The organism is Microcoleus sp. S13_C5, from assembly GCF_036700845.1.
GTDB lineage: Bacteria > Cyanobacteriota > Cyanobacteriia > Cyanobacteriales > Microcoleaceae > Microcoleus.
The window spans coordinates 1-15,370 of record NZ_JAUBPR010000139.1; the positions used below are offsets into that span (position 1 = coordinate 1).

At 47.4% G+C, this 15,370-nt stretch carries 9 protein-coding genes; 4 read left to right on the top strand and 5 right to left on the bottom strand.

Annotation, left to right across the window (positions count from 1 at the left end):
• Nucleotides 1-532 precede the first annotated feature (532 nt).
• The gene (locus tag QUA04_RS25070; protein ID WP_333262221.1) at nucleotides 533-790 is read right to left on the bottom strand and encodes a hypothetical protein; all 258 of its coding nucleotides are present in this window, start codon (nucleotides 788-790) and stop codon (nucleotides 533-535) included.
• A 66-nt stretch (nucleotides 791-856) separates the two neighbouring features.
• Nucleotides 857-1,075: a DUF433 domain-containing protein gene (locus QUA04_RS25075; protein ID WP_333262224.1), complete on the bottom strand. Its 219-nt coding sequence runs from the start codon at nucleotides 1,073-1,075 to the stop codon at nucleotides 857-859.
• Nucleotides 1,076-1,271: 196 nt separating this feature from the next.
• Between QUA04_RS25075 and gltB the strand changes: the two genes are divergently transcribed.
• The 3 genes from gltB to QUA04_RS25090 all read left to right on the top strand — a co-directional run bounded on the left by gltB (nucleotide 1,272) and on the right by QUA04_RS25090 (nucleotide 7,766).
• Nucleotides 1,272-5,858, top strand: coding sequence for a glutamate synthase large subunit (gene gltB / locus QUA04_RS25080; protein WP_333262226.1), 4,587 nt, complete (start codon nucleotides 1,272-1,274; stop codon nucleotides 5,856-5,858).
• A gap of 109 nt (nucleotides 5,859-5,967) precedes the next feature.
• Nucleotides 5,968-7,071, top strand: a complete 1,104-nt coding sequence (locus QUA04_RS25085) for an AAA family ATPase (protein ID WP_333262229.1) — start codon at nucleotides 5,968-5,970, stop codon at nucleotides 7,069-7,071.
• Nucleotides 7,071-7,766 carry a DUF4276 family protein gene (locus QUA04_RS25090; RefSeq protein ID WP_333262232.1) on the top strand — a complete coding sequence of 232 codons (696 nt, stop codon included), beginning with the start codon at nucleotides 7,071-7,073 and terminating at the stop codon, nucleotides 7,764-7,766. Before QUA04_RS25085 ends, QUA04_RS25090 begins: the two co-directional genes overlap by 1 nt.
• A gap of 762 nt (nucleotides 7,767-8,528) precedes the next feature.
• Here QUA04_RS25090 and QUA04_RS25095 read toward each other — a convergent pair.
• Nucleotides 8,529-10,868, bottom strand: a complete 2,340-nt coding sequence (locus QUA04_RS25095) for a glycoside hydrolase family 31 protein (protein WP_333262235.1) — start codon at nucleotides 10,866-10,868, stop codon at nucleotides 8,529-8,531.
• 575 nt (nucleotides 10,869-11,443) lie between these two features.
• Entirely contained in the window at nucleotides 11,444-11,803 is a 360-nt protein-coding gene (locus tag QUA04_RS25100; RefSeq protein WP_333262238.1) for a group 1 truncated hemoglobin, read from the bottom strand.
• 630 nt (nucleotides 11,804-12,433) lie between these two features.
• On the opposite strand from QUA04_RS25100, the gene QUA04_RS25105 reads away from it, so the two are divergent.
• Nucleotides 12,434-13,045, top strand: coding sequence for a 2OG-Fe(II) oxygenase (locus QUA04_RS25105; RefSeq protein WP_333262240.1), 612 nt, complete (start codon nucleotides 12,434-12,436; stop codon nucleotides 13,043-13,045).
• Between the two features lie 57 nt (nucleotides 13,046-13,102).
• Here the strand turns inward: QUA04_RS25105 and QUA04_RS25110 are convergent, their stop codons facing one another.
• The gene (locus QUA04_RS25110) at nucleotides 13,103-14,884 is read right to left on the bottom strand and encodes an SWIM zinc finger family protein (protein ID WP_333262242.1); all 1,782 of its coding nucleotides are present in this window, start codon (nucleotides 14,882-14,884) and stop codon (nucleotides 13,103-13,105) included.
• Nucleotides 14,885-15,370: the final 486 nt, after the last annotated feature.

Here is a 15,370-nt window from a genome sequence, read left to right on the forward strand (position 1 = left end):
TGATATCTCGAAGTAAAAACATATAAAACTTCTTTGAACACAACTTGATATTTTTTATTATATCATATTAGTTGTTTTTGTAATTAATTTTGTTTGACTACTTAATCAGTGGTTTGACTCATTTCTATTGGTGGCCAGAGGCAAAAGTTTAATCATGGTTAATCGACCGGACATGATATAACACAGCGGGCTTTTTAGTTTCTCTAAGAAAATCGGTTTGGCACTGCGTTAAGGTGTTCCCCTCGATCGCATTGGAGTGATAAGTGAACCGAATATCATAGAGTTTTTTCAATTCTGCAACCAGGGTGGGAGAAAGCGGACGAAAGCTATCCAACTAGGCTTTGAGTCGATCGACTTGTTGCAATTTTTCAGAAAGGTTCATCGCGGATGAGAAGGCAAAATGCTGGTAGAGGATATCACCCAGACGCTGAGGATACAGCCGCACTCACAACGCCATAAAGTTATTATAGGGTTGATGGACGATCGAGGATTGAGTGGTTGAGAAAAATTGCATAGAGCGTATTTCTTAAAGCTATGGACTGACAATCGTAACTTGTCCTCTAGTTGCCATAGCTAAAATAGCTAAAACTTTTGGAGCTAAAGGCTTCAAATCGGTCAATCGATTGGATGGTGCTTGCAGAACAATTACCGCAATATCGAACTGTGGCAAATTCTGTGGAAAGGACAAGTTGCGATCGACTGTTATGAAAACATCAAACTCTGCTTCTGCAAGGCCAAGAAGTTGATTATTTTTTACACCTGCCCATCCCATTTGTGGAACCGTTTTCATCTCATGGTCAACAAATTATCTGGCAAATTTGCGATCGATACACTCATCCAAAACAAGCTTCATGCGTTAGGCCACCATGCCAACAAGCTGTTTTTCTGCCTCTTCCAGCAAGGCGATGACTTGCTCTTTAGTCACTGTTGGGAATCCATCTAAAAAATCATCAATAGATTCTCCTGCTTTCAGATAGTCCAGAAGTGTTTGTACCGGAACCCTAGTACAAGCAAATACTGGGCTTGGGCCCATAATCTCAGGAGACGCGCTAATAATAGAAGAGTCTTTAAGCATAAATCTTTAACCTCCCGGTTCCATAGTTAAGTGATCGGCTTTAACTATTTTTTTACTCGGATATAAAAAGCTGGGATTTTTTGGTGGATCTACCCAATTGAGTAGATCCACATATAATACATGATACTAGAGCGATCGGCATCCCATCCTCTACTCTAGATCAACATCTTTTCGCCACTTTGACAGGAGCATCAAAATGAACAGCAACGGACTGCCACAAAAGCAAGGTCTGTACGATCCGCAGTTCGAGCACGACGCTTGCGGAGTCGGATTCATCGTACACATGAAGGGTAACAAATCCCACGAAATTGTCGAGCAGGCACTGACAATCCTCTTGAACCTCGACCACCGAGGCGCGTGTGGCTGCGAACCCAACACCGGAGACGGGGCGGGGATTTTGATGCAGATACCCCACAAGTTTCTCAAGAAAGTAACGGCGGGCCTAAACATCGAACTTCCCGAAGCCGGCGAGTACGGCGTTGGCGCGATTTACTCGTCGCCAAATCAAACTGAACGCGAAAACGGCAAACGCATTTTTGAGGAAATCGCCGCCGAAGAAGGCCAGGAAGTGCTCGGCTGGCGCGATGTTCCCACGGACAACTCGTCCCTCGGCGACACCGCCAAATCTAGCGAACCCTTCATGCAGCAAGTCTTCCTCCGGCGGGCTGCAGGTATTGACGAGGCGGCTTTCGAGCGGAAACTGTACGTGATCCGCAAACGCGCTCACAATGCCATCCGCAGGACTAACACAGACCCCTACTGGTACAATTCCACACTCTCGTGCCGGACGATCGTCTACAAGGGTATGTTAATGCCGGTGCAAGTCGGCGATTACTATCCCGATTTGCATGACCCCGACATGGAAAGCGCTCTAGCCCTGGTTCACTCGCGCTTCAGCACGAATACTTTTCCGAGTTGGGAACGATCGCACCCTTACCGCTACATCGCCCACAACGGCGAAATTAACACGATGCGCGGCAACATTAACTGGATGCACGCGCGGCAATCGCTGTTCGAGTCGGAACTATTCGGCGATGACTTAAAGAAAATCCCCAATTTAATCAATATCGAAGGCAGCGACTCGACGATTTTTGACAATGCTTTGGAATTGCTGACTTTGGCCGGGCGTTCTTTGCCGCACGCCGTAATGATGATGATTCCCGAACCTTGGACAGCCCACGAGTCGATGAGTGACGAGAAAAAAGCTTTCTACGAATACCATTCTTGCTTGATGGAACCTTGGGACGGCCCGGCTTCGATCGCCTTTACCGATGGTACATCGATCGGGGCCGTGCTCGATCGCAACGGTTTGCGCCCTTCCCGTTACTGCGTTACCAAAGACGACTTGGTAATTATGGCATCGGAAGCCGGAGTTTTGCCGATCGCCCCAGAACGAATTGTATCAAAAGGCCGCTTGCAACCGGGGCGGATGTTCCTGGTAAATACCGAGGAAGGCCGCATCGTTTCTGACGAAGAAATTAAGAAGAAAATCGCCACAGAACACCCGTACCGCCAGTGGATCGACCAGCACATGGTCGAAATCGCCAAACTGAAAGATGCGCCGGCATTGCCAGAATCCGACCCCGAAACATTGATCCAGCGGCAAATGGCTTTCGGCTACACCTTTGAAGAACTGCGGTTGCTGTTAGCGCCGATGGCGAAAGATGGGGTGGAAGCTGTAGGCGCGATGGGTGCGGATACGCCGCTGGCGGTGCTTTCCAACCGCCCAAAACTGCTTTACGAATACTTCCAGCAGTTGTTTGCTCAAGTTACCAATCCGCCTATTGATTCTATCCGCGAAGAAATTGTAACTTCTGCCGAAACTACGATCGGCGCTGAACGCAATTTGCTCAAACCAGAACCGGAAAGCTGTCATTTAATAGAACTGAAAACGCCAATTCTCAGCAATGAAGAATTAGCTAAGCTCCAACACGTAAATGAGGGCAATTTCAAGTCCATCACCGTGCCAATTTTGTTTGACCCCAAAAGCGGTGTGAAAGGTCTAGAACAAGCCTTAGAAGAGGTGTTTGCAGCAGCAGACAGCGCGATCGCCTCCGGGGTGAATATCCTGATTTTGAGCGATCGGGGTGTCAATCCAGACAAAGCCCCAATTCCGGCGTTGCTGGCAATTGCGGGCCTGCACCACCACTTGATCCGTAAAGGTACGCGCACGCGGGCGGGACTCGTGCTCGAATCCGGTGAACCGAGGGAAGTGCATCACTTTGCGACACTTATTGGATATGGTTGCGGCGCAATTAATCCGTATTTGGCCTTTGAGACGATCGCCGATTCGATCCGCGAAGGATTGCTGCTAAATGTCGAGTACAAAACAGCTTGCAAAAACTACGTCAAAGCGGCAACTAAAGGTGTGACGAAAGTTGCCTCGAAAATTGGGATTTCCACAATTCAAAGTTATCGCGGCGCGCAGATTTTTGAGGCGATCGGCTTAAACAAATCCGTAGTCGATAAATACTTTGCTTGGACAGCCTCACGGATTGAAGGCGTAGGCCTCGAAGTCCTCGCCCAAGAAGCAATTTTGCGCCATACTCACGCTTTCCCCGATCGCCCATCCAGCGGACATACTCTCGATGTTGGCGGCGAATATCAGTGGCGGAAAGAAGGCGAGGCGCATTTGTTTAGCCCGCAGACAATTCACGCGCTGCAAAAGTCGGTGCGCGAGGGCAGTTATACGCTTTTCAAACAGTATTCTGGGCTGGTTAATGAACAAAACCAGCAGCATTTTACCTTGCGCGGTTTGTTGCAATTCAAGCAGCGGGAATTGATACCGATTGAGGAAGTTGAACCGATCGAATCTATTCTCAAACGCTTTAAAACTGGGGCGATGAGTTACGGTTCGATTTCTAAAGAAGCCCACGAATCGCTAGCAGTAGCGATGAACCGCATTGGTGGCAAATCGAACACCGGTGAAGGTGGCGAAGATCCCGATCGCTACACTTGGACGAACGATCGCGGCGACTCGAAAAACAGCGCGATCAAACAAGTTGCTTCCGGACGTTTCGGCGTTACCAGCTTGTACCTTTCCCAAGCGCGGGAACTGCAAATCAAGATGGCGCAAGGCGCGAAACCCGGTGAAGGCGGACAGTTGCCGGGTAAAAAAGTATACCCCTGGATTGCCAAGGTGCGGAACTCGACTCCGGGTGTGGGATTGATTTCGCCTCCTCCTCACCACGACATTTATTCGATCGAAGATTTGGCAGAATTGATTCACGACTTGAAAAATGCCAACCGGGAAGCGCGGATTAGCGTGAAACTCGTGTCGGAAGTTGGAGTCGGGACGATCGCCGCCGGGGTTGCGAAAGCCCACGCCGATGTTGTGTTGATTTCCGGCTACGACGGCGGAACCGGCGCTTCGCCGCAAACTTCGATCAAACACGCCGGTTTACCTTGGGAATTGGGACTGGCGGAAACTCATCAGACTTTGGTACTCAACAATCTCCGCAGCCGGATTGTTGTGGAAACTGACGGTCAAATGAAAACCGGCCGCGATGTAGCAATTGCTGCCTTGCTTGGTGCTGAGGAATTCGGTTTTGCGACCGCGCCGCTGGTGACATTGGGCTGCATCATGATGCGCGTTTGCCACCAGAACACTTGCCCGGTGGGCGTGGCGACCCAAGACCCGCTGCTGCGGAAAAACTTTACCGGCGACCCGGATCACACGGTAAACTTTATGACCTTTGTGGCGCAGGAAGTCCGGGAAATTATGGCGCAGTTGGGCTTCCGCACGCTGAATGAAATGGTGGGGCGGACTGATGTTTTGGAAGCGAAACAAGCTGTGGAACACTGGAAGGCTAAGGGTTTGGATTTCTCGAAAATCCTTTATCAGCCGGAGGTTGGGCCGGATGTCGGGCGCTATTGTCAGATGGCGCAGGATCACGGTTTGGAAAAGTCGATGGATATGACTGTGTTGTTGGATTTGTGCAAAGGTGCGATCGAAAACGGCGAAAAAGTTCACGCCAAGCTGCCGATTACCAATGTCAACCGCGTTGTCGGCACAATTCTCGGCAACGAAATCACCAAGCGCAACTGGGAAGGTTTGCCGGATGACACGGTGCACCTGCACTTCCAAGGCAGCGCTGGGCAAAGCTTTGGCGCATTCGTTCCCAAGGGAGTCACCCTGGAGCTCGAAGGCGAAGCTAACGACTATTTGGGCAAGGGGCTCAGCGGCGGCAAGATTATCTTGTATCCCTCGCCAGCTTCTACCTTTGTCGCGGAAGAAAACGTCATTGTCGGTAACGTAGTGCTTTACGGCGCGACATCCGGCGAGGTTTTCATCCGAGGGATTGCGGGCGAACGTTTTGGGGTGCGTAACTCCGGCGTTAACGCAGTAGTTGAAGGTGTGGGCGATCACGGTTGCGAGTACATGACTGGCGGCAAAGTTGTAGTTTTGGGCGCAACCGGGCGCAATTTTGCAGCGGGTATGAGTGGCGGTGTTGCTTACATTTTGGATGAGGCGGGGGATTTTGCTACTCGCTGCAATATGTCGATGGTGGATTTGGAAAAATTGGAGGATGTTGAGGAAATTAGCGATTTGCGGCAGTTAATTCAGACTCACTTTGATTTGACTGGAAGTGCGAAGGCATCGAAGGTTCTGGCTGCGTGGGATGAGATGGTGCCGCTTTTTGTGAAGGTGATGCCGAGGGATTATAAGCGGGTGTTGCAGGCTATTGAAAGGGCGATCGCATCGGGTTTAAGCGGTGATGATGCGCTGACGGCTGCGTTTGAAGAAAATGCTCGCGATGTCGCCCGGATTGGCGGCAGCTAGGGTTTAGCATGAGGAATGGGTAATGGCTGTTACTCAGCAGTAACTGCCTATTCCTCTATTAATCAATATAAGAAGCAAACACACCTTCACAGACTTAGGAGACTGACTTTTGAATAGGCTACAAAGATTAACCCTCAATGGATTTAAGTCTATTAAGGCAATGGATCTTGAGTTGCATTCCCTAAATATTCTGATTGGAGCAAATGGGGCAGGCAAGAGCAATCTTATCTCGTTTTTCAAGATGCTCAATGAGATGATGGCTGGACGCTTTCAACAATACATTGGCACGTCAGGGCGTACCCAATCTCTCTTACACTTTGGACCTAAGATAACGCCCCAGATAGAAGCAAAGCTGGAATTCGAGGTTGACAATGGGGTAGATGCCTATCACATACGGCTATTTCATGCCGCTGGTGATACGCTGATTTTTGCCGAAGAAACCTTAAGTTTTCTGCACAGAGGTTGGGTAGCCCCTAGAACTGACGAACTCGGTGCAGGACATCAGGAAACACAAATCATCAAAGCCGCAGAGGAAGGCAAGCAAACGGCTAAGACGCTTAGATACTTACTCAATCGTTGCCGTGTGTATCACTTTCACGACACATCGCCTAGAGCAGATGTGCGTCAATCTTCTTATGTTGGCAACGATCGATGGTTAATGCCGGATGCTGGAAATCTACCTGCATTACTTCTGAGATTTCGTAAAGAGAATGGAGGTGCAGCTTATCAGCGCATTATCGGAACAATCCGTCTTATTGCACCTTTTTTCGATGATTTTGTTCTTGAACCAGATGTATCTAATCGCGTCATTCTCAACTGGCGACACAAGGAGTCCGATCAGGTATTTGGACCGCATCAATTTTCAGATGGTACTTTGCGTGCCATAGGCCTTGCTACGCTGCTCTTACAGCCAGAAGATGAACTGCCAGAACTCATTGTTGTTGATGAGCCGGAATTAGGGCTTCACCCCTATGCCTTAAATGTGGTTGCTGCTTTGTTTAGTAAGGCTGCACTGCATACCCAAATTCTCATTAGCACCCAATCCAGTTCTTTCTTGGATAATTTCGATCCTGAAGATGTAATTGCGGTGAACCTAGAAGGTAAGGAATCCCAATTTAAGAGGTTAAATCCTACAGAATTAGACGCATGGCTCGACGAGTATAGCTTGGGAGAAGTTTGGGAGAAAAATATTTTCGGGGGAGGTCCCCATTAATGGTGCGCCTTTACCTATTTGCCGAAGGACAAACCGAGCAAACATTCGCTGACGTTTCGATCAAACCCCATTTAGCCCAATATGAAGTGTTTATGCACAATCCCATACTCATTGCTCATGCAAGAAAGAAGGGTAAGGTGCATCGAGGTGGCGGTCGTAAGTATGTGCCGATGAAGGAGGACATCATGCGATTTCTTAAGCAAGAGAAAGCGCCCGATGTATTCTTCACAACTATGATTGATTTATATGCTATTCATCCTGATTTTCCGGGATTAGCTGAGTCTGAGAGTATAAGCCAAAATCCACTAGAGCGAGTTAAATTTTTAGAGCAACGCTTTGCAGAGGATATTGGCGATCATCGATTCATTCCTTACATTCAGTTACATGAATATGAGGCATATCTCTTTTCCGATCCAACCTGTTTTGAGTACCTTGATGCTGGACGGACAAAAGAGATTGAAGCTCTCCAAGATATTGCTAGTGAATATCAAACACCTGAGTTAATCAACGATGGGCAGCAAACAGCACCTAGCAAGCGTATCATCGCGCAATTTCCCGATTACGGAAAAGCAAAATCTGCTTTTGGACCACAATTAGCTGAACGAATTGGATTGCAAGTAATTCGGAGTAAATGCTCTCACTTCAACAAATGGCTGGCAAGACTTGAATCTTTAAAAGGGGAAGGGATTATATAAAACCGATTGAAACTACCGGAAAAATTGACGATGAAGGACTAGAAACAGGTTATAGCGTTGAGTTCTTCGATCTGTTGGGAAACATTGTAGCAGTTGCCACGCTACCTGGAAGTTATTTGCGATCGTCCACAAGTGCAGACATACCTAAAGTCATGATATTGTCCGAAGGCGATCGCCCCTAAAATATTTACAAAACTAAATCTGCTATGCGATCTATATCTAGCTGTTAAAATAGACAAACCTGAGGGTTAAAATTGCAAATGTATGACAGCAAAAATACACCTCAGCAACTTGGGTAATTCCTTGGCTTTGCCAATACCGGACTATGGCGATCGCATCGGGTTTAAGCGGTGATGATGCGCTGACGGCTGCGTTTGAAGAAAATGCTCGCGATGTCGCTCGGATTGGTGGCAGCTAGGGTTTAAAATGAGGAATGGGTAATGGCTGTTACTAACAATCAATTACCTATTCCTCACGAGCGATCGATTACCAAATTGTTCACCAACTAACCTCGTAGCCTAACGATTAAGCTCACCCGCCATTGAAAGCGTAATAAAAAACGAGCGGAGCTATAGGCGGTCGGATCGAGGTCGTTGTTGGGTGCAGCATAATAGAGAATGATGTGATGAATTTTATCTAGCCACAATGGAATCACAGTCGATCGCTCGATCGAGGGATACGATCGCCCTCTCTCTATCAAACTCTGCCAGAGCGATCGCCGTGAATGAATCCCACCATAGCATAAACCGCTTTATGCCAAAACTATCCAAATGTCAAACGCCGCACCGTACCATCATCTGTAAATCGCTGTTCGCCAACGCCAACAACTTCCACAATAACTTCGCGTTCTGATATCAAAAATTGACCCTCGCGCGCGGCAATTTCAACGATGATTTTTTCCCCTTCAAAATACACCTTGTAATTAGTCGTAGCCCAGACACCTTTTTCATGATCAAAACTGTGTCCATCGTCCTCATAAAGCGTCCATTCACCGCTTCCGGGCCAAATTCGCATTTTTAATGACTCAAGCGGTTCTTCGCTGACAAATTGCTTCACAGGTGCGATCGCAATTATGCCCCCACCCCGCACGTAAAGCGGCATTCTCTCCAAAGGTGCATAAGCTAAAATGTGCGTCGGACCGTGATAGCATTCACCCGTCCACCAATCGTACCAAGTCCCCTCCGGCAAATACACAGCGCGATGCTCAACGCCCGGCCGGTAAACGGGTGCAGCCATCAGCGACGGGCCGAGTAATACTTGATCGTAAAGGTGATAAGTTGCCCGATCGCGCGGAAAGTGATATAGTAGCGGTCGCAAAATCGGTCTTCCCGTCGTTGCAGCTTCCCAAAACAACGTGTAAATATAAGGCAACAACTGATAGCGCAAATTCATGTATTCGCGGCAAATCTTCTCAGTGCGAGATCCAAAAACCCACGGTTCGTGCTGCGCCGTACTAATCGCCGAATGACCGCGCATCAAGGGATACAGCATTCCCACCTGCATCCACCGCGCGAAAAGTTCAGCGGTTGCATTCTCCGCAAAACCGCCGATGTCGCAACCGACAAACGCCACGCCGGAAAGCCCCATATTGCAAAGCATTGGTAGCGACATTTCTAAGTATTCCCACTGCGATTGATTGTCGCCCATCCATACCGAGGAGTAACGCTGAATGCCGGCAAAACCCGATCGCGTCAGCACAAAAGATCGCTCGCCCGATCGCACTTTTTGCAACCCTTCCGAGCAAGCTTTCGCCATCATCAACCCATACAAATTGTGCGTTTCAGCGTGGGTTGCGCCCTCGGATTCCGGGCCTTGCGGTGCATCCAGCGGAAACCAGATGTGTTGGTGGCCGTCGCCAAAAGGCCGTTCTGCGATCGAAGGTTCGTTCATGTCGTTCCAAATCCCCGCAACGCCCATATCTGTAAGGTTTTGGTGCAATTCGCCCCACCACTGGCGCACCTCTGGCCGGAGGAAGTCGGGAAACACCGCTTTTTCGGGCCAAACGTAACCGTGGAATAGCCTTCCCTCTGCGGTGCGGACGAAATAGTCATTCTCCACACCCCGATCGAATACTTCATAATCTCCTTCCGGTTCGTACTTGACACCGGGATCGACAATCGTGACAACCTTAAAACCGGCTGCTTTCAAGTCTGCGATCAGTTTCGCGGGATCGGGGAAACGCTTCGGGCTCCAGGTAAAAACGCGGTAGCCGTTCATATAGTCGATATCGAGGTGGATGACATCGCAGGGAATGGCGCGATCGCGAAATTGCTTCGCCAACTCCCGCACAACGTCCTCGGAGTCGTAGCTCCAGCGGCATTGGTGGTATCCCAGCGCCCATTTTGGCGGAAGCGGCATCCGGCCGGTTAACTGAGTGTAGGTAGCGAGAATTTGGGCGGGTTCCGGGCCGTAAATGATGTAGTAATCGAGTTCCGGGCCTCTGGTTTCCATCCGCAAAACTCCCGGTTGTTGGGCGCCGATGTCGAACTGACTCCAAAATGTAGTGTTGAAAAAGATGCCGTAAGCGCGATCGGGATTCAGGGCGATGTAAAATGGGATCGCCTGGTACATTTCATCGCTAAGGGAATTGTAGTCAAGCGCGTCTATTGTCCAGTTTGTCTTGACTTCGGAGAGTTTGTCGAGAAAGCCGGTGCGTTCGCCAAAACCGTAGAAGTGTTCGTCTGCTGCTTCGATGCGTTTCCAGCCTGCGGTTGCGCCGGTGCGCCATCCCATACTAGGATCGCAGTCGCTAGCAAATGGTTTTCCCGATTTGTCAAAGCATTCGATGGAAGCGCGATCGCGCTTGACTGAAATCGTTATTTGTGCTGTTTCAATTTCTATTTTTTCGTCTGTTTCTCGCACTTCAAATGGTGTAATTTCCCACTCTTCGTCAGCGAGAGTTATTGAGTGCGATCGGCTTTTGAATTCACCTGTCGGGGACATTCGCACTCTGATTAAATTCGGCGCGAGGATGCTGAGGTTTAGGGAAGTTTCGCCGCAATTAAAGTGAAAGGTGCGATCGGTTTTATTTATGGATTCTACCGAACCGATTGTTGACCAAGGCTGTTCGGTTTTTTGAAGTTTTCCGAAGTATTGCGGCATATACGATTTGGTAATTGGTAATTGGCAATTAGTAAACCGATCGTGCAATTCGCACTTAACTACCGTCATCTAGCTAAAGGAGGAATATAACTTCTCAGCATTTCAAGTAAATTAACAAATGCGGTAAAATATACTTCAGCAATACCGTGGCTAGCCGAATAAGCTACTATAAAAAATCAAACAAGTATCAATAAACCCAGTCAAAAATAACTGGCACATTGCACCCTTCTCAATCAGGCTTTATGGACAGGCAAGATGCCTGCTACACAAGAAAATTTAGTCTTTGTGGAACAGGCATCTTTCCTGTTCTTGATAACGGTGCAAGATGCCAGAAATAACTTAAATCCACTACTATATCTATCGCGCGATTGCTTCCCACAACTCCTACGGGATACCGATTAAATAACTATAGGACTGCTCGCCTCAATTGTGAACTCTTCTCTTCCTTCGCGTCTTCCCGGTTCATTATATATATGCGGCAAACAACAAAGTGGAGCTTTCGCTGCAAAATTCCGAAATCTCCACTTTTATCACTATTCTAGTGGCTGCAACAAAAATCTTTCATTCACTCGATATTACTTGTACAAAACAGCCTCTTTCAAAGTCGCGATCTTACCTAGCGCTTCATCGAGATCTTCTTGAGACGCGCCGTGGGCAATTATGGCATCGGTCAAATGCTTCACAATTGCATCAAAGTGTTCAGGCTGTAAATTCAAACCTGCGTGTGCTTTCTCCATAGAACGACCTGAGTATTGCTGGGGACCGCCGAGGGCATAAGAGATAAAAGCAGTTTGATGGTGGCGCTGCTTTTCCATATCTGTATGATCGAAGAAATGGCTCACTATCTCGTCAGCCAAAACATCGCGGTAAAAATCATCCACCATCTCTTTAATGGCTGATTCTCCACCCATTTTATCGTACAATGTTGTTGCCATATTGTTTGAGCGAGTTGTTTTTCACTTACTCTTTAATGTTAGCTGGCAGCTTTGCTGTTTCCACCCTGTAAAATATTAATTTAATCTGAAATAATTACTTAGTAACTGTTGCGACTGGTGGTATTTTTGAGCTCGCCCTCTATTTGTCAACTTTATTAAAGTTCTATCGCCAGTTAGATATTGTCGATCGCCCTCCCAGCATTTTGACCTAATGCACGGGTTGCTTGTTGGAGCAAGATGTTTGCGAAAAAGCCCCAACACGGATCTGTTTTCCAGCTAGCAAACTCAAGAAATCGGTGATAGAACAGAGGCCGGATGCGATCGCGGAAATTAGGCCCGTCTCTGCAATTCCACAAGTTACAATAAATGGGCGATCGGCTCCTGAGCGGCATCATGTATAATGGAATTGCAAATATAATCGAATCACCACAACGATCGCCTGTATACTGATATTCTGCCGTTGCTAGTCGGTTGCGACACTTCCGGGCGATCGCCCGCAGTTAAGAAAAATCTTTAACTTAAATACGCGGACACAATAAACATTATTATGTCATTGCGCGGAACGAAGCAATCCCAAGTATGAGCGATTGCTGCATTTCTATCTGCTGTTTCCTTAAACTTTGATGATTTTTGAGTGCCTTGAAATACTACAGCCAACATCCTAACGCTTTCTCGATCGACTACCTCAACGACTTGCGAGGAGCAATTCTAGCCTCCCCGTATCTAGCAATCAACAACCTCAATCGCGATTTCATTGGCACCAAAGGGTTTTCCGTAGTGTTTCAACGTGCGGAAATCGCCGAAGTAGAACGGCGGTTTCCCTTGTTCAAACCCTATCTAGACCAAGCATTACAGCCTGAATGCAATGCTTTTTACCTCAACCCTTTGTTGCTGGGTGAAGGTTCCCGCGTCGATCCGCATATCGATCGATCTTTGCGATCGTACTGCAAAACAGTTGAACCTCCTGCAGCCGTCAGCGTTTTGTACGTACAAGTACCGCCGAACTTGCAAGGGGGAGAATTGATACTGCGGCGCAACAAACAGCAAGTCGGGCAGATTAAGCCACAAGCCAACTCGCTGATCTATTTTCAAGGAGATTTGACTCACTCTGTCAACGCCGTTAAAAGTACCGGAACTCGTTTGAGTTTGGTTTGCGAACAGTACAGTTTGAGCGAAACAGAACTGCAAGATATTCCAGGATTCACAGTGGAATCTAGGGCCGCGAAAGCAAAAATTAAGTAAGGTTTATTCGATCCGGGGTTGGGTCGCTTTCACTTGCGTTTACGGTAAACTTAAGGCTCAATCTAAATCGGGACTTTTGAGCATTTCCATCAACTTCCGCTTCCGACTGTGTACTTGCATCAGTTGAGAACGATAAGCAGACCACTGAAGATTTTGCCCAGTGTGTAAATAGGCAGCGCGGGCTTTTTCCAACCACTTAATCGCAAGATTGTACTCGCTTGATTTCCCTTGATCCATAATCGATGCAGCACGCCCACAAGCATTGGCGATTACCCAATCGGGGCTGTGGCTGATAGCAGCCCCCATTACTCGGTGAATCAGTGCTGAGTGGTAATAACTCAAGCCATCAGCAAGGGCGATCGCATCTTCAATCATTCCTTCATGCAGAAAAATATAAACCTTCGCGTCAGTAAACTTCCAACTTTCATTGGTTTTCAGAGTTGCTAACAAATCTGCTTTCAAAGTTGACCAACTATCTCTTGCTAACTCCTTCACTAAACTATAATCGCTAAAAGACGGTTGGATTTTAAATATCTGGATTCTAGCATTTAACGCAAGTTCGTCTTCGCCCAACTCAACAGCCAACTCACTCATCGATGTTGCCAGTTGGTAATGGCAATGACCTGACAAATTTAACCCAGCTTGACAAATTTTCAGAGCTTGTTCTAAGGCTCCCTGTTGCTTTAAAGTTTGAACGAGAGCCAAAGCATCTTCCGCTGATTGCATCTGGGTAGCAGCAGCTTCCACTGCTTCTTCTACTCTCCCCAAACGAGTTAACATCGTCAAGTATTGTTGAGTACAACCTTCTGCTTCGGCTAAGTATAAGTATTCTCGATCGCGTTCCTGGCGATCGAGGATTTGCAAGCGAATCAATGTTAAGTCGCGAGCACAGTCTGGTGCGTCACCAGCCCAAACTCCTTGCCCAGTAATGTTTCCTTCAAGTACCTCTTGGAGTAGGGGGTCGTCCCAACCTTGGCGTAAAGCTTCCAAGCTCATGCTGAAATCACAATCCCATTCATCTTGCCAAGCTTCTAACATCACCTGGAGATCGATCTCTTCTTCAGCAGTTAGTTGAGCCGTCAAAATGGCTTCTGTCCAAGCTTCATCCAAAGCGTTAGCTATCTCAGAATTGTCAGCGCAAAAGTCTTCTACATCATTCCAATCTTCAACGCAGGCTGTGGTGATGGCTTCTAAAATTACTAAAGCGTTGTTGCCATCGCCCTGTGCGCTGAATTCCTGGGCTCGCTGAATTACATCTAAAAGTTCTTCTGTAATCGGGTCTTCTTCCTCCCATTCATTCTCGAAATAACTCACAGCCTCTCGCAAAATTCGTCGTACTTGGTGCCGAAAAGGAGCAGGATCGATGGAGGTGTGGCGGGGTGCTTTTGTAGGTTGGTTTGAAGGTGCAGGAATAGCACTTAAGTTAATGTATCGTTCGATCGCATCAATGAGTGAGGGTTCTTTTTTTACTAAATGCTGTATTAATTGCTGGGTTTGTACATCGTTGAGGCGATCGAGCAATTGTTCCAGTGTCGGGCGCTGCTCAATTATTTCTGGTTGCCGCATACACAATAACAGCGTCGCAACAATGTGTTTACACCACCCACCGTTCTCGTAAGCACAAGTGCAGAATAATGTAGATGCTAATCCAGCATCATCAAAGGGCAGGGTAACACGGTAGGGTTCTACTTCGGAACCCTCCACTACTGCTTGCACCATATTGCCGCGCCGGACTGCGCTAGTAACATTGCCAGCTAAATAGTAAGCTTCACCCCGCTTGAGGGATTGGGCACAGGTGTGAAGCTCGATCGTCGCTTTAGTGAGTTTGGGAATGGGCATGAGACTATGCCTCAGCAATTAAAGGATTAGACTCGATTTTACCTGAGAAATACACTTAGTCTACAATTTAATTGCGTTCCGATTTGAGGTTTCCATCTATTTCAAAAATCTGTAAAGCAAGCACTGAGAACCTTTGCAGCTTAACGCAGCAATCGCTCTTGTTATGAGAGCTTTACATTCTGTGACATTGTAAAGTTTATTTGCACTGAGATATTGCACCATTCTCAATAAGGCTTTATGAACAGGCAAGATGCCTGTTCCACAATAAAATTTATCTTTTGTAGAACAGGCATCTTGCCCGTTCTTGAGAATGGTGTAAGATGTGAGTTTGCACCTACCTAGTTAGCGCTCGCTATACTATAAAATACCTAGAAAAAAACTAAGGAGTTTAGGATAAATTAGTAGTGCTGGCAGGGTAAGCGCATCTAATTTGGTCTTTTAAAATACAGATTATTTGGTCCAAAGATGAGAGAGCAATATTTTTAC